The 23,709-nt window shown below is 62.7% G+C and carries 22 protein-coding genes and 1 pseudogene; 16 read left to right on the top strand and 7 right to left on the bottom strand.

Features of this window, described 5'->3' with window-relative positions; translation table 11 throughout:
- Positions 1 to 33: 33 nt before the first annotated feature.
- Together tpiA and elyC are read right to left on the bottom strand one after the other, a co-directional pair.
- On the bottom strand, positions 34 to 789 hold the full coding sequence (tpiA, locus tag AB5Y51_RS10085; protein WP_029314576.1) for a triose-phosphate isomerase: 756 nt from the start codon (positions 787 to 789) through the stop codon (positions 34 to 36).
- Between the two features lie 135 nt (positions 790 to 924).
- A complete protein-coding gene (gene elyC, locus AB5Y51_RS10080; protein WP_368178385.1) occupies positions 925 to 1,710 on the bottom strand; it encodes an envelope biogenesis factor ElyC in 786 nt (261 codons plus the stop codon).
- Between the two features lie 128 nt (positions 1,711 to 1,838).
- Between elyC and cmoM the strand changes: the two genes are divergently transcribed.
- The 10 genes and pseudogenes from cmoM (at position 1,839) to AB5Y51_RS10030 (ending at position 13,636) form a co-directional block, all read left to right on the top strand.
- The gene (cmoM, locus tag AB5Y51_RS10075; RefSeq protein ID WP_039040723.1) at positions 1,839 to 2,615 is read left to right on the top strand and encodes a tRNA uridine 5-oxyacetic acid(34) methyltransferase CmoM; all 777 of its coding nucleotides are present in this window, start codon (positions 1,839 to 1,841) and stop codon (positions 2,613 to 2,615) included.
- Between the two features lie 114 nt (positions 2,616 to 2,729).
- Positions 2,730 to 4,049 (top strand): chromosome partition protein MukF, encoded by a 1,320-nt coding sequence (mukF, locus tag AB5Y51_RS10070; RefSeq protein ID WP_042863922.1) that lies wholly within the window; start codon positions 2,730 to 2,732, stop codon positions 4,047 to 4,049.
- Positions 4,030 to 4,767: a chromosome partition protein MukE gene (mukE, locus tag AB5Y51_RS10065; RefSeq protein ID WP_029314572.1), complete on the top strand. Its 738-nt coding sequence runs from the start codon at positions 4,030 to 4,032 to the stop codon at positions 4,765 to 4,767. Before mukF ends, mukE begins: the two co-directional genes overlap by 20 nt.
- Positions 4,768 to 4,812: 45 nt before the next feature.
- A complete protein-coding gene (gene mukB / locus AB5Y51_RS10060; protein ID WP_368178384.1) occupies positions 4,813 to 9,240 on the top strand; it encodes a chromosome partition protein MukB in 4,428 nt (1,475 codons plus the stop codon).
- Positions 9,241 to 9,678: 438 nt separating this feature from the next.
- Positions 9,679 to 10,095: pseudogene (locus AB5Y51_RS10055) on the top strand (septal ring lytic transglycosylase RlpA family protein).
- Between the two features lie 104 nt (positions 10,096 to 10,199).
- Positions 10,200 to 10,790, top strand: a complete 591-nt coding sequence (locus tag AB5Y51_RS10050) for a hypothetical protein (protein ID WP_103260205.1) — start codon at positions 10,200 to 10,202, stop codon at positions 10,788 to 10,790.
- A 621-nt stretch (positions 10,791 to 11,411) separates the two neighbouring features.
- Positions 11,412 to 11,798, top strand: a complete 387-nt coding sequence (locus tag AB5Y51_RS10045) for a septal ring lytic transglycosylase RlpA family protein (RefSeq protein WP_368178383.1) — start codon at positions 11,412 to 11,414, stop codon at positions 11,796 to 11,798.
- A gap of 287 nt (positions 11,799 to 12,085) precedes the next feature.
- Positions 12,086 to 12,559 carry a cupin domain-containing protein gene (locus AB5Y51_RS10040; RefSeq protein WP_039040728.1) on the top strand — a complete coding sequence of 158 codons (474 nt, stop codon included), beginning with the start codon at positions 12,086 to 12,088 and terminating at the stop codon, positions 12,557 to 12,559.
- Between the two features lie 17 nt (positions 12,560 to 12,576).
- On the top strand, positions 12,577 to 13,062 hold the full coding sequence (locus tag AB5Y51_RS10035) for a GNAT family N-acetyltransferase (RefSeq protein WP_324048891.1): 486 nt from the start codon (positions 12,577 to 12,579) through the stop codon (positions 13,060 to 13,062).
- Between the two features lie 265 nt (positions 13,063 to 13,327).
- Positions 13,328 to 13,636, top strand: a complete 309-nt coding sequence (locus AB5Y51_RS10030) for a putative quinol monooxygenase (RefSeq protein WP_368178382.1) — start codon at positions 13,328 to 13,330, stop codon at positions 13,634 to 13,636.
- Positions 13,637 to 13,681: 45 nt separating this feature from the next.
- Here the strand turns inward: AB5Y51_RS10030 and AB5Y51_RS10025 are convergent, their stop codons facing one another.
- A complete protein-coding gene (locus AB5Y51_RS10025) occupies positions 13,682 to 14,620 on the bottom strand; it encodes a LysR family transcriptional regulator (RefSeq protein ID WP_368178381.1) in 939 nt (312 codons plus the stop codon).
- Positions 14,621 to 14,928: 308 nt separating this feature from the next.
- On the opposite strand from AB5Y51_RS10025, the gene xapA reads away from it, so the two are divergent.
- The 5 genes from xapA to AB5Y51_RS10000 all read left to right on the top strand — a co-directional run bounded on the left by xapA (position 14,929) and on the right by AB5Y51_RS10000 (position 19,402).
- Complete coding sequence (gene xapA, locus AB5Y51_RS10020) at positions 14,929 to 15,756, top strand: xanthosine phosphorylase (RefSeq protein ID WP_324059586.1); 828 nt, start codon at positions 14,929 to 14,931, stop codon at positions 15,754 to 15,756.
- A gap of 25 nt (positions 15,757 to 15,781) precedes the next feature.
- Positions 15,782 to 17,041, top strand: coding sequence for a NupC/NupG family nucleoside CNT transporter (locus AB5Y51_RS10015; RefSeq protein WP_368178380.1), 1,260 nt, complete (start codon positions 15,782 to 15,784; stop codon positions 17,039 to 17,041).
- Between the two features lie 62 nt (positions 17,042 to 17,103).
- Positions 17,104 to 17,910, top strand: a complete 807-nt coding sequence (deoC, locus tag AB5Y51_RS10010) for a deoxyribose-phosphate aldolase (RefSeq protein ID WP_323890535.1) — start codon at positions 17,104 to 17,106, stop codon at positions 17,908 to 17,910.
- A gap of 47 nt (positions 17,911 to 17,957) precedes the next feature.
- Entirely contained in the window at positions 17,958 to 18,872 is a 915-nt protein-coding gene (locus AB5Y51_RS10005) for a DMT family transporter (protein WP_323890536.1), read from the top strand.
- Between the two features lie 38 nt (positions 18,873 to 18,910).
- Positions 18,911 to 19,402: a histidine phosphatase family protein gene (locus tag AB5Y51_RS10000; protein WP_182975756.1), complete on the top strand. Its 492-nt coding sequence runs from the start codon at positions 18,911 to 18,913 to the stop codon at positions 19,400 to 19,402.
- Positions 19,403 to 19,467: 65 nt separating this feature from the next.
- Here AB5Y51_RS10000 and AB5Y51_RS09995 read toward each other — a convergent pair whose 3' ends face one another.
- From AB5Y51_RS09995 to AB5Y51_RS09980, 4 genes are all read right to left on the bottom strand, one after another.
- Entirely contained in the window at positions 19,468 to 20,058 is a 591-nt protein-coding gene (locus AB5Y51_RS09995; protein ID WP_368178379.1) for a hypothetical protein, read from the bottom strand.
- 121 nt (positions 20,059 to 20,179) lie between these two features.
- Positions 20,180 to 20,383 (bottom strand): hypothetical protein, encoded by a 204-nt coding sequence (locus tag AB5Y51_RS09990; protein WP_039040737.1) that lies wholly within the window; start codon positions 20,381 to 20,383, stop codon positions 20,180 to 20,182.
- A gap of 123 nt (positions 20,384 to 20,506) precedes the next feature.
- Positions 20,507 to 21,142 carry a LysE family translocator gene (locus AB5Y51_RS09985; protein ID WP_368178378.1) on the bottom strand — a complete coding sequence of 212 codons (636 nt, stop codon included), beginning with the start codon at positions 21,140 to 21,142 and terminating at the stop codon, positions 20,507 to 20,509.
- Between the two features lie 522 nt (positions 21,143 to 21,664).
- On the bottom strand, positions 21,665 to 22,243 hold the full coding sequence (locus AB5Y51_RS09980; protein ID WP_039040739.1) for an alkylphosphonate utilization protein: 579 nt from the start codon (positions 22,241 to 22,243) through the stop codon (positions 21,665 to 21,667).
- Between the two features lie 179 nt (positions 22,244 to 22,422).
- Here AB5Y51_RS09980 and AB5Y51_RS09975 point away from each other — a divergent pair, with 179 nt between their 5' ends.
- Complete coding sequence (locus AB5Y51_RS09975; protein WP_368178377.1) at positions 22,423 to 23,616, top strand: methyltransferase; 1,194 nt, start codon at positions 22,423 to 22,425, stop codon at positions 23,614 to 23,616.
- Positions 23,617 to 23,709: the final 93 nt, after the last annotated feature.

Raw genomic sequence — 23,709 nt, 5'->3', positions numbered from 1 at the left:
CAAAGAGGGGCGGGGCCCCTCTTTGCTTGGCGCTTACTTGGCGGCGCCAGCGATGATCTGGGAGAAGTCGTCCACTTTCAGGGACGCGCCACCCACCAGGCCACCGTCGATGTCCGGCTGGCCGAACAGGTCAGCAGCGGTGGCGCCAGTCACGGAGCCGCCGTACAGGATCTGTACCTTGGCAGCCACGGCTGCATCAAAACCGGCCAGGTATTGACGGATGTGAGCATGCACGGATTGTGCGATCTCCGGGGTGGCGGTCTTGCCGGTGCCGATGGCCCATACCGGCTCGTAAGCGATGACGGCGTTCTCGAAGGAGGCGATGCCGCAGCGATCGATCACGGCCTTGAGCTGGGTCTCGACCACCTGGTTGGTGGTACCGGCTTCAAACTGGGCCAGGGTTTCACCGATGCACAGCACGGGGATCAGGCCGCCCTTCTGGATGGCTTCGTACTTGGCAGCCACCACGTCGTCGGTCTCTGCATGCAGGGTACGACGCTCGCTGTGGCCGACCAGGGAGTAGGTGCAGCCGAAGGCTTTGAGCATGGAGGGGGCGTTTTCGCCGGTGAAGGCGCCGGACTCATGAACGTCGGCGTTCTGGGCACCGTAGGCGATCTTGCTGCCAGCGGTCAGCTGTTCAACCAGACCCAAAAAGATAACCGGCGGGCAGACGGCCACTTGCACGGAAGGATGAGCGGCAGCGGCCGGGGTCAGTCCTTTGATCAGGGCTTCTACAGAAGCCTTGGTGCCGTTCAGTTTCCAGTTACCCATTACCAGGTGCTGTCTCATCTTCTATATCTCCTAGGCATTTGATTGCGCAACATTATATGAATTGAACCGAGCCCAAGATAGCTGACCCGGCGGCAAATGACGTAATTTTTTTTCGCTTTCCTGATCCAAATCAGGAATGCAAGGCGCGATTGCTCACTCGGTGACCTGCCCACGCAAACGGGCCCACCATACCCCAATCCACTCGTGAATGGCAGCCTCGGAATACATCAGATAACGCCCCTTGGGGAGGTAGCTGTAGAGGGGTTGCGGCTCCTGACTCTGCTTGGCGGTGTAATCGGTGGGAGCCGGCACCGCATCGAGTCCCTGACTGCGATAGAGGGCCATGGCCCGGGGCAGGTGGGTGGCCGAACTCACCAGCGCCACCTGTTTGCCGTTGAGGTGGGCGGCGATGCTGACCGCCTCGTCATGGGTGTCTTTGTTGTTTTCAAACAACGTCATGCGCGCGCGCGGGATGCCAAGGCTGGCCGCCATGCGGGCGTTGACCTCGGCGTTCGACAGGGGATCCCCGGCCACGGCGCCGGAGAAGACCAGCTCGGCCTCTGGATAGGCCAGGGCCAGGCGAACCCCTTCCAGGGTGCGCGCCAGGGAGATGTTGTTTTGCCAGGCGCGCTCTGGGATGGCCGGATCGCTCACATGACCGTTGCCCAGCACGACGATGGCCTGGATGTCAGGATGCTGGCTCACCTCGAAGGGGGGATAGGTCTGCTCCAGGCTGCGGGCCAGCTCGTAGCTCACCGGCCGCGTCCCCATCAGGGCGATGATCACCAAGGAGAGGGTCGCCAGCAGTCTGCCGCTTTTTTGAAAGCGGGTGAACCAGAGCAGCACGAGCGCCAGCACCAACAAGGAGAGAGAAAAGGGGAGCGGCATCAACAGATGGCCCAGCCATTTCTTGATGACAAAGAAGTTGAGCTCGAACACGACAGACACGTCCTTGAGTTTTCAGCAAATTCGGGATGTGACAGAATACCCCTCTTTTTTCCTGTGGCCCAATCCTGTGTGGTTCCTCCTGCGGCCCTCATGGCGGGGCGGTCGAAGATGAGTGTGTCTTGAAGCAAGATCAGAGTTTTGACGGGCGCGCGGACAAGTTCGCTCGCAACATTTACGACTCCACCAAGGGGCGCATTCGCACCACCATTGTCTGGAGTGACATCGAAGCCTGCCTGGCGCGCCTGGGCAACCGGCCGCTGCGCATCCTGGATGCCGGCGGCGGCTTTGGCTACTTCGCCCAGAAACTGGCGGCCATGGGCCATCAGGTGGAGCTGTGCGATTTGTCGGCAGAAATGCTGGATCTGGCCCGGGAGCAGATCGCCCAGAAGGGGTTGGAAGACAGAATTCGTCTCATCCATTGCCCCATTCAGGATCTCAAGCACCAGGTGACCGGCACCTTCGATCTGGTGCTCTGTCACGCGGTACTGGAGTGGCTCGCCGAGCCGCGCCAGACCTTGCTGGGTCTGTTCCCTTTCGTCAAGGCTGGGGGCATACTGTCGCTGCTTTTTTACAATCGTCACGGCCTCCTGTTCCAGAGCCTGGTGGTGGGTAATTTCGACTATGTGCGCCTGGGCCTTCGCAAGAAACGCCAGACAGCCCTGACTCCCACCAACCCTCAGTTGCCAGAGCAGGTCTATGACTGGATAGGCCGGGGGGGATTGCGGATCATCGGCAAGACCGGGGTGCGCGTCATCCACGACTACATGCGCCACAAGCAGGATCAGGTCGAGAAGTTCGAGGACCTGCTGGCCATGGAGCAGCAATATTGCCGCCAGGAGCCCTTTGTTTCCCTGGGGCGCTACATCCATGTGATGGCCCAGAAACCGGCCGGTTGAGACACACCGGCGTGAATACGATGCGGGATCCAGCCGCCGGGACGCCACCGACCCCGGCCTATATCACCACGGCGGGCGAAGACCTGCCGACTATAACAACGAGATGATAACGTCATGATGAGTACATCCCGTACCCTGCCAGAGACGGTGGGATGGGTCAGACAGGAGGGGTTGGCGCTGAACCTCCCCACCGACAGGCTGGCCTTTCTGATAGCGATCAAGACGCTCTCCGAGGACGAGTCTGATCTCTCGGAGGCCGCGCTGCACGATGCCTTTGGCTATGTCAGCAGTGCCTTCGGCCAGATGGACGAGACCCTCACCGGTCGCGCCAACAACGCCATCAACGATCTCATTCGCCAGCAACTGCTGTCGCGTTTCACCACCGACATGGTGGCGGGGGAGAGCCTCTATCGCCTGTCGCGCCTTGGCATGAGCATCGTCGATTTCTTCATGGATCAGCGCCAGGTGGACTCCATCAAGCTCTCCATCCTGCTCGAGCACCTGGCTGCCGAGCTCGACACCGCCCGCAAGGCGGCGCTCGAGACCAACACCCGGGAGCAGTGGGACGCCGAGGTACTGCCGCGCCTCTCCTTCTCCCTGGAAGAGACGCTCGGGCGCATCGATCTCACCCAGCGCGCCATGGACGAGCAGCAAAACCAGGTCAAGAGCGAGATCGCGGCCCTGCTGACCCAGAACTGGGTCGATGCCATCCACAGCTGCGAGAAGCTCCTGCACGAGACCGGCCAGACCCTGCGCGAGTTGCAGGACACCCTGGACGCCGCCGGCCACCGCCTGCAGGCGGGGCTGCTCAACATTCAGGAAGCGGCCCAGGGGCGTGAGGATCTGTTCCACGTCGAGGAGCTGACCCACGCCCTGCAGGGGCGTCTGGACGTCATCACCGCCTGGGGCCAGCAGTGCATCGAGCTCTGGTCCCGTTATGACAGGCACGTTCACAAGTTCATCCGCAACGCCATCGACATGGACAAGAACCGCGCCTTCAGCCAGCGGTTGCGGGAATCCATCCGCAACTTCGAGCAGCACAGCTGGTTGTTGCGGGTGGCCGAAGAGCCCCGTTTGCTGGAGCTGCGGGATGAAACCATCGCCATCCACGACGAGGAGGTGACCGGCGAGGTGCCCCTCGAGATGGAGTATGTGGAGATGGTGGACATCAACCAGGAGCTGGCGGAGCGCATCGAGCGCTACCTGGCCCGCTACCCGGAGCAGGGAGATCGGCTGGATCTTGCCGACGTGCTGCGGGAATACCTGCTGGACTACCCGGCTCATGCCCACTTCGACGTGGCGCGCCTCCTGATCGATCAGGCCGTGCGTCTCGGCCATGCCAGCGGTGAGCGCGAGCACCACCGCCAACCCGCATGGAAACCCATCAACCAAGCTGGATCCAAGGTTCAGGCCTATGTCATCGATCAATACTGAATTCCCCTTGCCCCTGCGGCTCGCAGAGGCCATCGCCAACCCCTTGTTTCCGCGCATCGACACCGCCCTGCGCTCCGGTCGCCACATCAGTGCCGACGAATTCGAGCAGCACTCTGCCCTGGTGGAGTACCACCAGGAGCTGGAGATCTTCTACGGCCGCTATCAGGTGGAACTCATCAAGGCGCCGGAAGGCTTCTTCTACCTGCGTCCGCGCCCGAGCGCCGACATCGGAACAACAGTGCTATCTGAGCTCGATATGCTGGTGGGCAAGGTGCTCTGCTACCTGTTCCTGAGCCCGGACAGGCTCGCCTCTGAAGGGGTGTTCGCCATGGGCGAGCTGCAAGAAGAGGTGCTGAGTCTGGCGGACGAGAAGCAACTGCTGCGCATGGTCAACAGCCGCTCCGGCGGCACGGATCTGGACAAGAAGAAACTCCTCGAGAAGATCCGCACCTCCATGCGTCGCCTCAAGCGCCTCGGGATGATCACCCCCCTTGGCAACAGCGACAAATTCCGGGTCAACGAATCCGTGTTCCGTTTCGCCGCCGATGTGCGCTCCGACGAAGATCCCCGCGCGGTGCAACTGCGGATGATCCAGGAAGGGGAGGCCATCTTCCACGACGACGAGATGCCGAGCAGCGATTCCCTGTTCGAGGATATCGAAGAGGATCTGGACGAGGAGCAGCTGGAGCTGGAGGTGGAAGATGATCTGCAACGTTAATGTGCCGGCACTGATGGTGTCGGCCGGTTTGATGGAGAGTGTGGCGTGAGAGGCAAATTCAAATCCCTGACCATGGTCAACTGGAACGGCTTCTTCGCCCGCACCTTCGATCTCGACCAGCTGGTCACGACCCTGTCCGGCGGCAACGGCGCGGGCAAGTCCACCACCATGGCGGCCTTTATCGCGGCCCTCATTCCAGACCAGTCACTGCTTCACTTCCGTAATACCACGGAAGCGGGTTCCAGCAGTGCCTCCCGCGACAAGGGGCTCTACGGCAAGCTGCAGCGTGGCCACTGCTATTCGCTGCTGGAAGTGATGAACAGCCGCGAGCAGCGGATCTGGGTCGGCGTTCACCTCGAACAGGTGGCCAACCGTGACAACAAGGTCAACATCACCCCGTTCGCCCTGGTGGATGTGCCCGAGCACCTGGCGCCCACGGATCTGCTGTTGGAGAAGCTCGATGACGGCAAGGGCCGGGTACGTGCCTTCGCCGATCTGAAGGGGGCGGCAGCGGAGCTTGGCGCCATCAAGGTCGCCAAGTTCAATACGGTGACCGATTATCACAACTTCATGTTCGAGTTCGGCATCACCCCGAAGAAGCTGCGGGATCAAAAGGATCGCGGCAAGTTCTATCGCCTGATCGAAGCCTCCCTCTACGGCGGTATTTCGTCTTCCATCAGCCGCTCCTTGCGTGAATACCTGCTGCCGGAGAACTCCGGGGTGCGCAAGGCGTTCCAGGACATGGAGGCGGCCATCTACGAGAACCGCCGCACCCTGGAAGCCATCAAGGAGACCCAGGGTCAGCGGGATCTCTTCAAGAACCTCATCACCGAGACCACCCACTATGTGGCCGCGGAGTATGTGCGGGGCGCTGCCGAGAAGAGCCGTCTCTCCGAGCTGGCCCTCAAGGCACGCTCTGAGCTCGCCGGCAAACGCCGCCTGCTGGCCGAGGAGAAGCAGCGCGCCATCTATCTGGCGGACGAGGTGGATCAGCTCACCAACCGCGAGAAGCTCCTGACCGACGAGCTGGAGTCCGCCGCCGAGCACCTGGCCAAGGTGATGGTCGCCGTGGCGCTGCAAAAGAAGATTGCCCTCTATCGCGCCGATCTGGCGGAGCTCAACGACAAGCTGGAGCAGCAGCAGGCGGTGGTGGAAGAGATCCACGGCCAGTTGCTGGAAGTGGAAGAGCGCAAGGAGCTGGCCCAGGCAGAGGTGGACAGTCTCAAGACCCAGCTCGCCGACTATCAGCAGGCGCTCGATATCCAGCAGACCCGCGCCATCCAGTACCGTCAGGCGGTGCAGGCGCTGGAGACGGCCCGCGAGCAGTGCGAGCTGCCGGGGTTCGAGCCTGCGCAGGCGAGCGACACCCTGCACCAGTTCCGCGCAGCCGAGCAGAGCTTGACCAGCCGCGTGCTGGGGGCCGAGCAGCAGTTGGCGCTGGCCAAGGCGGCGGTGGCCGAACACGAAGCGGCGCTGGCGCTGCTGCTCAGCATCGCCCCCGAGACAGTGCGCGAGGCTGCCTGGCCCACCGCGCAGGGGCTGCTCAAGCGCCACATCGAAGACAAGGCCCGCATTGCCCAGGGGCAAGGACTGCGCGCCGCCCTGGCTCGCCTCGAGAAAGAGAGCGAAAGCCAGAAGACGCTCTTGCGGCTGCGAGACGAGCTGGCCCAGGCGTCTGGTCAGCACATTGCCAGCCAGGACGAGTTGGAGATCTTCCTCGAAGCCCAGCGCACCCGCCAGGAGGAGCTCTCCGAGCAGCAGGCAGAGGCCAATCAGCGCCGCGCCAGCCTCGAGCATCAGGGCACTCAGCTGGGCCGCGATATCGCGGAACTGACCAAGCTGGCCCCGCGCTGGCTCAAATCCTTTGAAAAACTCGAGCAACTGCGCGAGCAGAGTGGCTTGGCCTTGGCCACCGCCGAAGAACTCTCTTCCGGCATGCAGAGCGTGCTCGACAAGGAGCGGGAGTTCGAGCAGGAGAGCAACCGCATTCAGGGCCAGAAACAGGCGCTGGAGATGCAAATTCGCAACCTGCAGCTGGGTGCCGGCGAGGCGGATCCCCGTCTTGCCCGCATCGCCGAGCAGGTGGGGGGCGTGCTGCTCTCGGACGTCTACGACGACATCTCCATCGACGATGCCCCTTACTACTCCGCGCTCTACGGCCCGGCTCGCAGCGCCCTGGTGGTGCTCGACCTCGAAGGCGCCATCGAGCGGCTGAAAAAGCTGGAAGATTGCCCGGAAGATATCTACCTCATTCAGGGCAACCCCGACTCCTTTGACGAGGATCTGGTGGAAGCGGACGAGCTGGGGGACGCCGTGCTGGTGCGCACCAGCAAGCGTCAGGTGCGCTTCTCCCGCTACCCCGAGCTGCCGCTCTTTGGCCGCGCCGCCCGGGAAAAACGGATCGAGCAGCTCGATCTTGAGCGGGAAAACCTCATCGAGGGCTACGCCAAGGCCGCCTTCGAGCAGCAGAAGTATCACCGTCTCTACGGCCACTTCCGCGACTTTATCGGTCAGCATCTGGATATCGCCTTCCGCCCGGACCCCGAAGCCGAGGTGCAGGCCAAGCAGCACGAGCAGCGCAAGCTGCAAGAAACCATCGCCGAGTGCGACAAGCAGCTGAGTGATGCCAAAGCAGCCGCCGCCCAGCTGACCCGCCATATCCAGCTGGTGCAGGGGATGCTGCCCTTTGCCCACCTGTTTGCCGAGGCAGACCTGGCGGCCCGCCTCGAGGCGGCTCACGCCGACGTGGAGGCGCTTAAAACAGCCGAAGCCTTTATCGCCAAACACGGCAAGGCGTTGGAAAAACTGGAAACCATGGTGCAGGTGCTGCGCCAGGATCCCCAGGATCTGGCTGCCCTGCAGGCGGCCTTTGACGAGGTGAGCGACCTGCTGGCCGCGCAGAAACGCCGCTGCTACGCCCTCGATCAGCTGGTGGCCCGTTTGCCGCACTTTGCCTATCAGGATGCACAAGACCTGCTGGGCAAGGCGTCCGAGATGAGCGAGCGACTCAAAGAGAAGCTCAAGGCGGCGGAGCTTGCCGCCCGCACCGCCGGTGAGCAGCACAAGCAGATCACCCAGCGCCACACCGAGGCGCTGCAACTGCGCACGGCGCTCGATTCCAGCGCCTCGGCCAAGGGGCAGACCCTGGCGGAGTTCGAGCAGGAGCTGGCGGCCATGGGGCTGACCCTCTCTGACGATATGGAAGAGAAGGCCCGTGCCCACAAGAAAGAGATTGAAGAGCTGCTTATCCGCACCCGGACCCGCCGCACCAGCGCAGAGGCCCAGTTGCAGGTGTGCAAGCGCGAAATCGAATCCCTTGGCGGTCGTCTCAAGCTCGAAGGCAAGGATTACTACAGCGCCCGTAAATCCCTGGTGGGTCACAAGGCGAGCTGGTCGCGGGTGGTGCGTCTGGCACGGGAGACCGACGTCGAGAAGCGTCTGAACAAGCGCGAGCTGGCTTATCTTGACAGCGACGAGCTGCGCTCCATGTCGGACAAGGCCCTCGGCGCCCTGCGGGTGGCGGTGGCCCACGACGAGGCCCTGCGCGATGCGCTGCGTCTGTCGGAAGGCAACCGCAGCACCGAGCAGAAGGTCGCCTTCTATGTGCAGGTCTACCGTTACCTCAAAGATCGCATCCGCAACGACATCATCCGCTCGGACGATCCGGTGGAAGCCATCGAGGAGATGGAGATCGAGCTGGCGCGCCTCGCCGACGAGCTCAAGCAGCGGGAAACCCATCTGTCCCTCTCCTCCCACGAGGTGGCGGCCAAGATCACCAACATCATCCGCCGGGAGCAGAACCGCATCCGGGTATTGAACCAGGGCCTGCAGAACATTGCCTTCGGTCTGGTGCGCGGGGTGCGTCTCAACGTCAATATCCGCGAGGCCCACACTCGCCTCCTGACCGCGCTCGCCGATCAGAGCGCCATGCACAACGATCTCTTCGCCGACAAGGAGCTCAGCTTCTCCGAGGCCATGGCCAAGCTCTTCCAGCGTCTCAACCCGCAGGTGGAGCAGGGGGAGCGCAACTATCAGGTAATGGGCGACGTGCTGCTCGACTATCGCAACTACCTGGAGCTGGAGATCGAGGTGCAGCGCGGGGCCGATGGCTGGCTGCGGGCCGAGAGCGGCGCCCTCTCCACCGGCGAGGCGATCGGCACCGGTCAGGCCATCCTCTTGATGGTGCTCATCAGCTGGGAGGAGGAGTCCCGCCGTCTGCGCGGCAAGGACATCGCCCCCTGCCGCTTGTTGTTCCTGGACGAAGCGGCGCGGCTTGATGGCAAATCCATCGCCACCCTGTTCGAGCTGTGCGAGCGCCAGGACATGCAGCTCCTCATCGCGGCGCCGGAGAACATCAGCCCCGAGAAGGGCACCACCTACAAGCTCATCCGCAAGGTGCAGGGCAAGCACGAGCATGTGCATGTGGTGGGGCTGCGCGGCTTTGGCTTTGCCGACGACAAGCTCATCGCCTGACTCTGATGGGCAAATAGCAAGAGAAAAGGGAGGCATTCGCCTCCCTTTTTATTGGAAAAATATGGCAAAGTAGCGGCGCTGCCTGTGATGGGATAAGGCTACGGATGAACGGGTTTGCCCGGTTCTGGTTAATAAGTATCCCTCTTGTTGTGCTGGGTTGCGGACGCAGATCGGAGGGTGTTTGTGTGCGCGAGTTGGCAAACGCGAGCAGAGAAGTGGCACCTTGATTGTCTCTTGGGTGTAACAGTGGTGATTTAAAGCCTATGTTTATTGCAACAATCGCGGCGACCACTGCGTTGGCAACTGGGCTGGGCCCCATGATGGCAAGGGGCCGCCTACATTGCGGTGGCTTGCCGGTATGGGGAGAATCTACTCGTTACTGCGACGCGATATGATCAGCCGGGCTATCTATCCGGCAAGGTGAGCGAGGAGAAGTAGATGCGCGGCATCGGGAGAGAAGGAGTGGTGCAATCGGCCTGCAAAGGGGGGCTGTTGCTTGTCTGCCTGCTGCTGGCAGCCTGTAGCAGCCGTTATGACGAGAGCCACGGCGGCAGCTGGCGCGGCTAAAGCGAGACCGGTTACGCCAGCTATTATGCCGACCGTTATCACGGTAAAAAGACCGCCAGCGGCTAGAGCTATCTCAATAACCTCAGTAGCGCTGCCCATATGGAATTGCCCTTTGGCTCCATGGTGCGACGGGTCACCAACCTCGCCAACGGCAAGAGCGTAGTGGTCAAGGTCAATGATCGCGGCGCCTTTAAAAGCGTGCGCATTATCGATCTCTCCAAATCCGCCTTCGGCTCCATCGGCAATATTCGCGAAGGTGTTATCAAGGTAAATGTTGAGGTGTTGTGACCACTTACGATGTCGCAGAGTCTGGTGGAATATGGTGGGCTCTGCAGATCGTAATGTCCTTGCAGCAGATGGCAGCTGGAAACATACACAGGGATGAATAAAGCATGGCTATGGACACTTTCGCGTTTCGCAAACAATGGCGCATGACGAAGGCGCGCATTCAAGCCACCTGGTTCTGGCGTGTGTTCGGCATCCGTGCCATGCAAAAGGGGTGGACCAAGTTTCTGGTGGCGGTAGCCATCATGGCCGGCTTCTGGAGCGTGTTTTTTTACGTTGAATTGCTTAACCCCATCCTGCCGCTGGAACAGTTGACGAAAAATGAGGGGGTGCTTGTGCAGGTTTATAAGCCCCTCCGTACTGCACATAACTCCGCGATCAGGATCCTGACGGACCCGGGAGAGGAAATAGCCTATCGAGGTAGTATCTATAACAAAGCAGCGTTGCTTGCCGCAAAAGGAAAACGGGTCACGGTCTGGAGTCAGCCTTATTACAGATTTTGGTGGCCCTTTTATTTCGAACAGGCGTGGCAGGTGCAGGAAGGTGAGCAGGTCTTGATAAGTTATGAAAATACGTACAAAAGCCTACTGCGTTATAAGCCAAGCGACGAATGGCTGGCCCAGCACTTGTTGATATTGACCATCCTCTCCTTAGCTATTGTGGCTTTGGCTTGCCACAAGGGAGCGACAGCAGAGTAATTGTTATTTTTAAATCATTCATCGCCAGTGATGGGGAAATGATCTCTATGAATTACACAATGCCGGGTGAATTTATCCAGTTTTACGGATAACCAGAGGACGGTGCAGTTTTATGAGCGCCTTGGTTACAAGGTGGAGGAGGGGGATCAGGGATAAATACAGTATGACTATGGAATTTTTTGAATTACGCAAACAATGGCGCATGACGAAGGCGCGCATTCAAGCCACCTGGTTCTGGCGTGTGTTCGGTGTCCGTGCCATGTAAAAGGGGTGGACCAAGTTTCTGGTGGCGGTAGCCATCGTGGCTGGCTTCTGGAGCCTTTTTTCATACGTTCAATCACTTAACCCAGCCTTACCGCTGGAACAGTTGACGAAAAATGAAGGGCTGATTGTGCATGTTTACCAGCCCCTTCGTACTGCACACGGCTCCACGATCAGGATCCTAGCGGACTCAGGAGAGGTGTACAGATCTAGTTATCACCTGACAGGGGCTGACGGGTGAACACACAAACGGGAGGCCTGGGCCTCCCGTTTTCCATGGAAAATATGAGAGAGTAGGCCCCTGTTAACGGAAGCCTGACTGGCGATGCTGGTCGCTCTGTCCCATCGAGGAAGCAACGCATGACGACGCTACAAAAAGGGCTGCTGGCCTCCCTGTGCCTGCTGCTGGCCGCCTGCAGCAGCCAGCCTGATGCAGGCAGTGCGGGCAACTGGCGAGGCTATAGCGAGACGGGGCTCGCCTCCTATTACGCCGATCGCTACCACAACAAGCGCACTGCCAGCGGGGAGCCTTACCAGCGCCACGCCAACACCGCCGCCCACATGACACTGCCCTTCGGCGCCCTGGTGAGGGTCACCAACCTGGCCAACGACAAGAGCGTGGTGGTCAGGGTCAACGACAGGGGCAATTTCCCCCGCGGGCGCATCATCGATCTCTCCAGGGCAGCGTTCAGCGCCATCGGCAATCCCCGGTCCGGGCTTATCAAGGTCAGGATTGAGGTGCTCTAGTCACCGGGTCTGCATGTGCCGGTGCCCCTCCATACCCGGGCCGCTGGAAGAGGGTGCTTCCCAGTGATCGCGGGCCATCTTCTTTATTCCATGGGTGAGGTTGCCAACGCGACTTCCCATTTTCCGGTGTGCCATTAAGATAGCCAAACGAAAAACAGGGCGTCTTTGCCATCTGGCGACAACCGGGCATGACATGGTGTGTGAGACACCCCTTCAACCCCTGCCCATGTTTCGCCGCTAAGGAGCAGGCTATAAAGAGAGACGTCATTCACAGGGAGGATCAGAACATGACTGACAAACGCGCCATTCAGGCAACGGCCATCCCCGAGCACAAGGCAAAGTCCCTCTATCCGGAGCCCTTTGCCTCCCTGGTCAAGCACCGCACCCGGCGCAGGCTGGGGGATCATTTCGGCCTCGCCAATTTCGGGGTCAATCTGACGACCCTGGCACCGGGAGCCATCTCGGCGCTCAAGCACCATCACGGCCTGCAGGACGAGTTCGTTTATGTGCTCTCGGGCAATCCCACCCTGCGCCACGGGGAGGAGGAGTACCGGATGTCGCCGGGGGAGTGCATCGGCTTCAAGGGGGGCAGCGGCCTGGCCCACCAGTTGCTCAACCACGGTGAGGTGGACGCTGTCTATCTCGAGGTGGGGGACAGGCTGCCAGGGGATACCGTCGACTATCCCGATGACGATCTGGCCCTGGTACAGGGGGCCGATGGCGCCTGGTCAGCCAGACACAAGGATGGCAGCCCCTACTAGGGGCGCCTCTTCGGGCAATGAGAGAGACCTCCATGGTGTTCAGCCCCTTTTCTGCTGTCAGGGCAGAGGATTTTCTGCCGCTGCTCAACGACGAGACGCTGCGAAAGCACCTGATCCCTCACCCGCTTTTCGATGTGGCCGGGGTGCGCGACTGGATGGCGTACAAGCTGGGAGTCGACGCCCGGCCAGGCTGCCGCGTGCGTGCCATCTTCCTCGACGGCACCCTGGCGGGGTGGTGCGGCATCCAGCCCGATGACGAGGGGGTGGAGCTTGCCATTGTGCTCGCCAGGGGCGGCTGGGGAAGCGGCGTGGCGATTTTCAACGAGATGATGGGGTGGGCGAGGGAGCTTGGCCATCGGACGATCCTCTTTCACTTGCTGGATACCCGCCCGCCTTATCGATCCCTCGCCAGACGGGCCATCTGGGTGAGGAAAACGCGCCTGGGCGAACACCCTTTCACCACCTATTGCCTTGACGTTGAACGCTGGTCTGCAGGCCCTTAGCCTGGACCAGGGGGCAGCAAGCCGTGCCGCCTCCTGGCGGGTCCCGTTGCCACCCTTTGCGCCATGATCCCTCCCACTCGTTTGTTCCTCCGTGCACGGCGTGGTTATCCACCCCGTTGAACACAGTGTTCATTCTGCCCCCCTATATGGCCCCCACCGTCCTGCCTACACTGGGCAACGTCTGATGGGGGCGCATCCGGCAGTATAAATCGCTGTCCAGGTTGCACTCTCTGGCGTATTGACGATGTACAACGGAGAAAACTGGATGAAAAAAAAGACAGACAAACTGGTATCGATCGCGGTGCTCAAGGCCCGTGACGGCATGGGAGAGCGCCTTCGCGATGCCCTGCTTACCTTGATTGGCCCCACTCGCCAGGAGCCGGGCAACCTCGATTACGTGCTGTTCGAGTTGAAGGATGAACCCGGCACCTTCTACATGCGGGAAGCCTTCGTGAGTCAGGCCGCCCTGGATGCCCACTGTGAGACCGCGTATTTCCAGGCTTTCGCTCGCCAGGCGGACGAGCTGCTGGCCGAACCCCTTCGGCTTGTCTTCATGGAAGAAGTGAGCCCCTGATCCTTGCCGCAGAGCCCGATGATCCCCTCATCGGGCTTTTTGCCTTCAGCCTCGCTCCGGCAGGTTCATCTGCTCGCTCATGGTGTCGATGAAATGGCGGATGGCGGTGGTCGTCGGCTGCCCGGCCAGGGGCGGAGCATGGAGCACGCAGAGATCGGCGGGGATCCCCTGCTCGAGGCGGATGAAGCGCACGTGGGGCCACTTCTGGCGGGCGTAGCTCGCGGGCACAAGGGCCACCTGCTGGCTGGTGGCCACCACGGCCATCAGGGTATTGGGCTCCACCACCTCCTGACGCAGGCGGGGGTAAAAGCCCTCCACCAGGCAGGCGTTGATGATGAGATCCGTGGAGGCGGAGTTGGCGCGGCTCATCAGCACGAAGGGCTCTGCGGCGAGTTCAGGGAGGGAGACCCGCTTGCGATCCCGCAGGGGATGCTCGTCCGATACCACCAGTACCATGGATTCCCGATAGACAGTCTCGGCCTGCAGCGGGTGGATGTTGAGGGTGTCGGCGAAGCGGGCGAGGCCGATGTCTATCTCCTTGCTGGCCAGCGCCTGCTTCTGGCGCTCGGGGGAGAGCTCGGTGAAGGAGATCTCGCACTCGGGGTGGCGCTGGTGACACTGGCGGATCACCTCGCCAAAGCCGGCCCAGAAGATGGAGCTGACCAGCCCGATGCGGATCTGGTTGCGCTCCATGCGCCCCGCCTGCACCACCTGGTTGAGGCCGCTCTCCAGCACGTCGAACAGGCGATCGCATTCGGCCTGCAACAGGCGCCCTGTGGGGGTCAGGTTCACCTGGCGGGTGTGGCGCTCAAACAGGGTCACCCCCAGCAGGGATTCGAGTTCCTTTATCTGGGCGCTGAGCGGCGATTTGGAGACATTGAGCCGCAGGGCTGCCCGGCTGAAGTGGCCCTGGCTGGCCACTTCATGGAAGTAACGCAACATCTTGAGGGTGACGCGATCGCGCCATTGGTTGTCCGGGAACATGGTCTCTCCAGGCTTTAAGGGTGAGATCGCCGTCAAAGTTCGGGCACGGGAATGGCGGGGCAGGGAGGCGGGTCCCTCCTGACACCGCGATCCGCATCACATCGGTTTTCCCCCTCCGGCGACCCGTTTGACTGAGAAATGGCATGAAGCAGCGGTTTTTGGGCCATTTCGGGTGCGTCATTACCCCACTACGCCGGTCATTGTGTTGTATATCGGGATAATCAGGCCGATTTTAGCGATTTTTGTCGTCCAATACCTCCCCTAGAGTGAGCGTCATGTCTCATTCACAGCCTCAAGAGGTACAACTCATGCAACACGATCCCGTACTCAACGCCGTCGCCACCATTCTTGCCCGCAAGCCGGGGTTTGCCCCCCGCGCCGCCATGATCCTGGGCTCCGGCCTCGGCGTGCTGGCCGATGCGCTGGAAGAGAAGGTCACCATTCCCTACGAGGAGCTGGACGGCTTCCCGGTCAGCACGGTGGCCGGTCACAGCGGCGAGCTGGTGCTCGGCAAGCTGCACGGGGTGGACGTGGTCTGCATGAAGGGGCGCGGCCACTACTACGAACACGAAACCATGAAGGTGATGACTACCCCGGTGCGCACCTTCAAGCGCCTGGGCTGCGAGCTGCTGCTGGTAACCAATGCGGCCGGCTCGCTGCGCCCGGAGCGCATCGGGGTCGGCTCCCTGGTCATCTTCAACGATCACATCAACACCATGCCGGGCACCCCCATGACGGGGGCCAATGACGAGGCCTACGGCCCGCGCTTCTTCAGCCTGGCCAATGCCTATGACAAGGGGTTGCGCAGCGAGGCGCTGGCGCTGGCCGAGCGGGAGGGGATCGCCGTCAATCAGGGGGTGTTCGTCTCCTACAGCGGCCCCTGTTTCGAGACCGCCGCCGAGATCCGCATGATGCAGATCATCGGGGGCGACGTGGTGGGGATGTCGGTGGTGCCCGAGGTGGTCAGCGCTGCCCACTGCTCGCTGCCGGTGCTGGCCATCTGCGCCATCACCAACATGGCGGAGGGGCTCGGTGACGTGCAGCTCTCCCACGAGCAGACCCTCAAGTGCGCCAAGCTGGCGGAAACGGACTTCATCCGCCTCATCAACGCCTTCATCCAGCACCACTTCCAGTAAGCAGGGAACGACCAGGAGGTCAGTTATGTTTGCAGCAGGATTTCTCGGTATGGCGGCGCTGATCCTCATCGCCGTGATCGCATCGACAAACCGCAGGGCCATTCGCCTGCGCACCGTGGGGTTGGCCTTGGCCTTGCAGGTCGCCATCGGTGCCCTGGTGCTCTATGTGCCGCTGGGGCGCCGGGCGCTGGAGGGGATGGCCCACGGGGTCGAGGCGGTGCTGGCAAGCGGCAAGGCGGGGATCCACTTCCTGTTTGGCAACCTGGTCAACTTCTCGGTGGACGGCATCGGCTTCGTGTTTGCCCTCAACGTGCTGCCGCTGGTGGTGTTCTTCTCGGCGCTCATCGCCGTGCTCTACTACCTCGGCATCATGCAGGTGGTGATCCGCATCATCGGTGGCGCCATGGCGCGGCTGCTTGGCACCTCCCAGACCGAATCCATGTCGGCGGTGGCCAACGTCTTCGTCGGCCAGAGCGAGGCCCCGCTGGTGGTCAAACCCTACATGCCCAGTATGAGCGATTCGGAGTTCTTCGCCGTCATGTGCGGCGGCATGGCCTCGGTCTCCGGCACCGTGCTGGCGGGCTACGCCATGATGGGAGTGGACATGCAGTACCTGCTGGCGGCCTCCTTCATGGCGGCGCCGGGCGGGATCCTGTTTGCCAAGCTGATCATCCCCGAAACCAGCCAGCCGGATTACGTCTTTGACAACCGCATCCAGTTTGATGGCAAGAAGCCGGAGAACGTGCTGGCAGCGGCAGGCGAGGGTGCCAGCAGCGGCCTCAAGCTGGCGGCGGCCATCGGCGCCATGCTGATCGCCATGATTGGTCTGGTGACCCTGGTCAACACCCTGCTGGGTGGGGTGGGGGAGATGGTGGGCATGCCGCTCTCCCTCGAGCTCATCCTGGGCTGGATCTTCTCGCCGCTCGCCTTCCTGCTCGGGGTACCGCTGGCGGACATCGGCATCGCCGGCGCCATGATCGGCAAGAAGCTGGTGGTGAACGAGTTCGTGGCCTACAGCGATCTGGCGCCCTACCTGAAAGACGCCAGCACGGTCACCGCTGCCGGTCTGCAGGTGCTGGAGGAGAAGTCCAAGGTGATCATCAGCTTCGCTCTGTGTGGCTTCGCCAACCTGGCCTCCATGGGGATCCTGATCGGTGGCCTCGGCACCCTCTGCCCGTCGCGCACCGACTTCATCGCCCGCTACGGTCTGCGTACCGTGCTGGCGGCCACCTGCTCCAACCTGATGAGCGCCGCCATCGCCGGTGTCTTCTTCTCCCTCGCCTGAGTCTCTCACCCTTTGTTTCGGGGCGCTGCGGCGCCCCTCTCTTATCCCGACAGGAGCTATTTATGAACGACGTGACTGCTTTTGAACCTGCCTGCGCTACCACAGAGGCGGCCATCCGGGCCATCCGCTTGATGGATCTCACCAGCCTCAACGACGATGACCACGATGCGCGCATCATCGCCCTCTGCCATCAGGCCCGGACCCCTGTCGGCACCACCGCTGCGGTGTGCATCTACCCGCGCTTCGTGGGGCTGGCCAGGCTCACCCTGGCGGCTCAGGGCACCCCCGAGGTCAAGGTTGCCACTGTGGTCAACTTCCCCCACGGCGACGATGATCTGGCAACCGTGTTGGCCGAGACCCGCGCCGCCCTCGCGGATGGCGCCGACGAGATCGATCTAGTGATCCCCTGGCGTGCCTTGATGGCCGGGGACGAGGCCCCCGCCCGGGCGCTGGTGCGCGGCTGCAAGGCGTTGTGCGGCGCCCGGGTGCTCAAGGTGATCATCGAATCCGGCGAGCTGCAGGAGCCTGCGCTTATCCGTGCGGCCTCCCTGCTTGCCATCGAGGAGGGGGCCGACTTCATCAAGACTTCCACCGGCAAGGTGGCGGTCAATGCCACCCCGGCGGCGTGCCATACCATGCTGGCGGCCATCGCCGAGTGCGGTGCGCAGGATCGGGTGGGGTTCAAGGCGGCGGGCGGGGTGAAAAGCGCCCGAGAGGCGGCGGAGTATCTCGCCATGGCGGCCGCACTCTTTGGCGAGGGGTGGCTGGTGGCCGAGCGGTTTCGTTTCGGTGCTTCCAGCCTGCTTGGCCAGTTGCTGGCAACCCTGGGCGAGGGCAAGCTGTCCCCTGCGACCGACCACGGTTATTGATCTCTTCCGTCGGCGCCTGCGGGCGCCCTTGCTGACAGGTGTATCCCATGTCTTCACGTCCCCATGTTGCAAAGGCCCACGGCAAGGTGTTGCTGTTCACCCTGCTCATCAGCCTCTCGTTTCCCATCGGCAGCGCCCTCACCGCGGTGCTGGACCCGCTGGTGGTCACCTGGGTGCGCTACCTGCTGGCCTCCCTCATTTTCGTCGGGGTGCTGGGGTATCAGGGGGGGCTGGTGCAGCCTTCCCTGCGGGATCTGGGGCGCTACACCCTCATTTCGTTGCCGGCCCTCTGCTACTTCGTCGCCATGTTCGTGGCATTGCAGGAGACCAGTGCCCTCGATGCCAGCGCACTCTACACCACGGTGCCGCTGATCAGCGCCCTGGCCGGCATGGTGATCTTGCGTCGCGCCATCGGCTGGGGAATGGGGCTGGCCCTGCTGGGGGGCATGGTGGCTGCGGCCCTCATCATCTTTCGCGGCGATCTGGGATTGGTGGCGAACCTCAGCCTCACTCCCGGCAATCGCATCTACCTGCTCGGCTGCGTGGCCATGGCCCTCAACCCCATCCTGATCAAGCGCTGCTACCGGGGGGAGTCCTTCCTCCACCTGACCGGCTGGACCCTCATCTGCGCCACTGTGCTGCTCACCCCGGTGGCGCTGCCCGGATTGCTTGAAACCGACTGGAGCCGGGTCTCCCTGCCGGTGGGGCTGGGACTTGGCTATCTGGCTCTCTTTGCCACGGCGCTGAGCTTCTTGTTGTTCCAGCAGGGAAGCGTGGCGCTGCAACCGGAACAGGTGTCAGCCTATACCTACCTCATCCCGGTGATGGTGCTGCTCACCGGCATGCTGACCGGGGAGACAGTACACTGGGAACAGGTAGGCTGGGGGGTAGGGGGTGTGCTGCTGACCATGGTGGTCATGGTGCTGCTGCCCCTTCATGCTGGCAAACGGGGGGCGGTCTGAGGGGCCGCCTGTCGCCCTTATCAACCAGGGAGTGCGTCATGAGAAGAACCCTGATCCTGGTACGCCATGGCAAGTCGAGCTGGGAGGACGCATCTTTGTCTGACCGCGATCGTCCGCTGGCGGCGCGCGGGCTGCGCGATGCGCCCCTGATGGGGGCTCGCCTGGCGCACCTGGGGGTGAAGCCCGATCTCATCCTCTCGAGCCCCGCCAGCCGGGCCCTGACGACCGCCCGGCTGCTTGCCGCAGAGTTGGGTTATTCCCCGAACCGCATCGCCATCGACGAGGGCCTCTACGAGAGCGGTGCCGGGACCCTTCTCGGGGTGGTGGGGGCGCTTTCAGATGATCTCGCCTGCGTACTGCTGGTAGGCCATGATCCTGCCTTCACCGACCTGGCCCATGGCTTTTCCTCCGGTATCACTCGCATGCCGACCTGCGCCGTCGCTCGCTTCATCTTCGACGCCCCCTCCTGGTCGGCGCTCCCGTCCTGCTCGCCGGTGGTGGCCGTGCTGGACTTCCCGAAGAAAGGGTAGAGGGGGGCAAGCAGGCAGAAACGACAAGGGGAGCCGCGGCTCCCCTTGTCGGGATGGTGACGGGGTCATTTGGCCGCGATGGGCCCCTTGGTGCCCGCGTCGTTGTCGACCCAGCCATCTTCTCCCTTGAGGCGGCGATCCCCCTGGATGGTGTAGATGACCATGCCCTCCTTGAACACCAGGGCCCCGTCGGATTTCCTGGCACTCACCTGCTTGTCGTTGACCCACACCTGATCCTTGTCATCGATGCGGATGTTCGCGACCGTGGCGCCCGTCTCTGGGAAGGTGGCGACCCAGTTGCCGGCGTAGGGGCTGGCGCTGGCCGCTGCGGGGGCGGCGCCAAATCCGGCGGCGGCGTTCTCGGCCTTGCTCTTGTTGATGTCACAGCCGTTGAGCTCGCTCACCTGGGTGCAGCCTGAGCGCTCCAGCTTCTGCTCATAGCTCATGTTCAATCCGCCGTCGGCGGCCGGGGCGGCGGTGCCAAATCCTGCCTTGGCGTTTTCCGCCTTGCTCTTGTGAATATCGCAGCCCTGGGCTTCGGTCACCTGGGTGCAGCCGGAGCGTTCCAGCTGCTCGGCGTATTTGTGGTTGATGGCGTGAACCTGGGCGCTGCCCAACAGGGTGAGGGTCAGGATGAGCGCGGTCTGTCTGAACATGATCAATACCTCTGGCAATGGGTCATTCGGGCTTGCTGCTCCCTGGGCGGCAAGGGGCTTGCGTTGGCGAGCTGCCGCCCTCTCTCACCATAGCAGGAGGGAGCGAAAGACGATGCCTGCGTCAGCTCTGGGGGATGCGGACCCCCTTGTCGAGGTAGAGGCTGCTGTAGTGGGCGCGGTGGGTGACGAACATCACCTGATGGCGACTGCCATCGGAGAGAATGATGAAATCACCGGCCTGTGCCGGGCTTTGCAAGCGGATCTCGTGTTCGGGGGCCGTCAGCTTGTCGGCCTCCTCCCGGAAGGTGAGGGTGTAGGAATACATATGGCGCTCCACCGCAGGCTCATATACAGACACGCCTACAACTCTAGCCTCGGTGGCCGGGATCCGCGGCGCCCAAGCGGCGCCGATGGTGCAGATAATGTCAGCCGCGGTGAGGCGCGGGGATCAGGGACGACCACTGAGCAGGATGGCGCCGCCCAGGGTGATGAAGAGCCCGCCGGTGATGCGGCCAACGAGGCGCTCGCTGCGACCTGGCTTGAAGTCGCGACCGGCGCGCCTGGCCAGGGCGACATAGCACAGATGCACCAGGCTGACGATGGCGCAGATGGTCAGGTACATGGTGATGAACTGCAGCGTCAGCGGACTCTGGTGATCGAGGAACTGGGGCAGCAGGGCACAGAGGAAGACGATGGTCTTGGGGTTGCTGGCGGAGACCAGAAAGGCTTCTCGCAACAAGGAGAGGGTGGTTCTGGTGCGTCCCCGAGCGGTGGAGGGAGAGAGCCCTTGGGCACCGGTATTGGCCGCGCGCAGCGCCTTGTAGCCCAGATACACCAAGTAGCCACCCCCCGCCAGCTTGAGGGCGACAAAGAGGGGAGGCAGGGTTTGCAGCAGGGCCCCCACCCCCATGGCGACCAGACCGATGAGGATGGCCTGGCACCCCAGATTGCCGAGGATGCTCACAAGGGCGGCGCGCCAGCCGTGTTGCAGACCGTTCTTGACCACCAGCAGCACATTGGGGCCAGGGGTCAGGGTTGCCAGCAGATAGGCCAGCGCAAACAGCATCCAGGTATTGGGGTTCATGAACACATCCTTGGCGTCAAAGCAGGCATGATGCCAGCCTCTTCGACGAGTCGTCCAGCGGCGTCTCTCCCGGCCTCGAAAAGGATTCAGGGGAGGGCAATCCGGTGCAGCATGGTCTGCGGCAGGAAGTGCAATAGGCAAGGATGTGTATAAAAAAACCGCCATCAGGCGGTTTTAATGGTTGTCAGCTCCTATTTCAGGGCTTTTTTCAGCTTTTTGATCTTGCCTTCGTGCTTGGCGATTTTCGCCTGGCGGGCGGCGATCTTCTTCTTGATCTCTTTCTTGCTGGCCATGGGGCGTCTCCTTGTCTCGTGGGCGCCATGGGGATCAGGGTGCCCGGGGTCTTGCCATGCGTGCCGGGAAGGCCCTCTCCATTGGCGCACTGGCGGCCAGGGGAGGGGGCATACCGCGGAACTGGTTTGCAGAATAGTCCAGTTTCTCGCGGGTGCCACCCGAACGGCAGGAAACAGGGGTAACAAAAAAGCGCCCCCGGGGGGCGCTTCTGGCTTGAAGGGGTCGGTATCAGGCCTTCTTCAGGTAGGCGGCCACCAGCACGATCTGCATGCCGTTGACCTTGCCCTCGATGTGCAGCGGGTTGTTGGTCAGGCGGATGCCCTTGACCAGGGTGCCGCGCTTGGCGGTGAAGCCGGCGCCCTTGACGTCCAGATCCTTGATCAGGGTGACGGAGTCCCCTTCCACCAGCACGGCGCCATTGGAGTCGACGGTCGGCACGCTGTCGTCATCGTCGCTGGTCACGCCGGCGTCTGCCCAGGCCTTGACTTCGTCTTCCATGTACATCATGTCCAGCATGTCCTGGGCCCAGAGCTCGCCCCGGGCGACGAGGGCCTTCAACTGGCGCCAGGCCATCACCTGCACCGCCGGCACCTGGCTCCACATGCTGTCACCCAGGCAGCGCCAGTGGTTCACCTCCGTGGTGTCCGGCTGCTCCAGCTGGCCGCGGCAGGTGGCGCAGAGGGCCACGCTGTGGTCGTCGTCGCTGGCGGGGGAGTGCGGCACCGGGAAGGCAGTCAGCGCATGTTCTGCGCCACACAGCTCGCATTTGGCGTTTGCACGGGCTTGCAGGATGGCATTGATGGTCATGATTGGGTTCCGTTTATAGGGGTAAAGCGGCTCGCCGTGGCGGGCTGCGCGAATGAGGGGGCGGAATATAGCACAAATCCCTGCTTTTTGTCAGGCTACCAGCGGCGCACAGGCGAGTGCTTTTTGACGGCAGATCGCTAGAATGAGCCTCCCTTTTTGCGCCAAAGGACAGGTTCACCGTGCTGGCCCACCGTTTTCGACAACTGGACTGCTTGCTCACCGCCGAGCGACGCTGGTGGCAATACCAGCCCTATCACCACCTGGGGATCGCCTTTGCCCGCGAGGCGCCAGCCCTTGCGAAGTGCCTGGGAGCCCTGACCCTTGACGAGATAGCGCACCTCGACGGGGACATGGATGCGCTCTGCACCCTACTCGCCCCCTGGATCCCGGCGGGGGCCGAGTTGCAGGCTCTCGGCGAGCTTGCCCCTTTCGCCCCCGAGCCCGTCCAGTGCGCCAGGGCCATGGCGATGTACATGCCGGGACGCAAGCAGGGGCAGATAGAGGCCTTCACCGGCTGTCTGCCCCCCCACCAAGGTCCCTATCTGGAGTGGTGCGCTGGCAAGGGGCATCTGGGACGCCTGGTGTCGTTGCACCGTGGCGCCGAGATCCTGAGCCTGGAGTGGCAGGGGGCGCTCTGCGAGGAGGGGCGGCGGCTCGCCGCGCGCGACGGCGCCAACATGCGGTTCGTGGAGGCGGATGCCTTTGCCACCGAGTCCGGGGCCCTCATCGCCCCGGACCATCACGCCATGGCGCTCCATGCCTGCGGCGATCTGCACACCCATCTGCTGACGCGGGTGGCCGAGGGGGGCGCCCAGGGGGTGACCCTCTCTCCGTGTTGCTACCACCTCATCAGGGGAGAGCACTATGCGCCCCTCTCCCGGGCCGCCAGGGCCAGTGCCCTGCGCCTTGGCAAGAGCGACCTGAAGCTGCCGCTGCAGGAGACGGTGACCGGCGGCGCCCGCATCGCCCGGTTGCGGGAGCGGGAGGTGGTGTGGCGCCTCGCCTTTGACTGCCTGCAGCGCCAGGTGCGCGGGGTGGATGAGTACCTGCCGGTGCCCAACCTGCAAAAGAGCCTGCTGACCGGGGGCTTCGAGGATTTCTGCCACTGGGCCGCCGAGCGCAAGGGGATGGGCTTGCCCGCGGGGCTCGACTACGCCACCTTGCTGGCACAGGGGGAGCGGCGTTTTGGCGATGTCGCCCGCATGGAGCTGGTGCGCCACCTGTTTCGCCGTCCCCTGGAAATCTGGCTGCTGCTCGATCGCGCCCTTTTCCTCGAGGAGCAGGGCTACCGGGTGGAGGTGGGCACCTTCTGTCCCAAACCCATGACCCCGCGCAATCTGCTGATCCGGGCGGTGCGCGCAGGGGGGAGCTGAGCAAGCGTCCGCACAGGTCGGATGGCTGCGCCAACAAGACCTGGGGCTGGATCCCCCTGCAAACGAGCGCCATCTGAGTGCAGGGAGGCATGG

Source organism: Aeromonas sp. R7-1, from assembly GCF_040908115.1.
In the GTDB taxonomy this organism is placed as follows: domain Bacteria; phylum Pseudomonadota; class Gammaproteobacteria; order Enterobacterales; family Aeromonadaceae; genus Aeromonas; species Aeromonas caviae.
The sequence above is the reverse complement of the archived record's forward strand: the minus strand, read 5'-3'. Positions and strand labels throughout refer to the sequence as shown.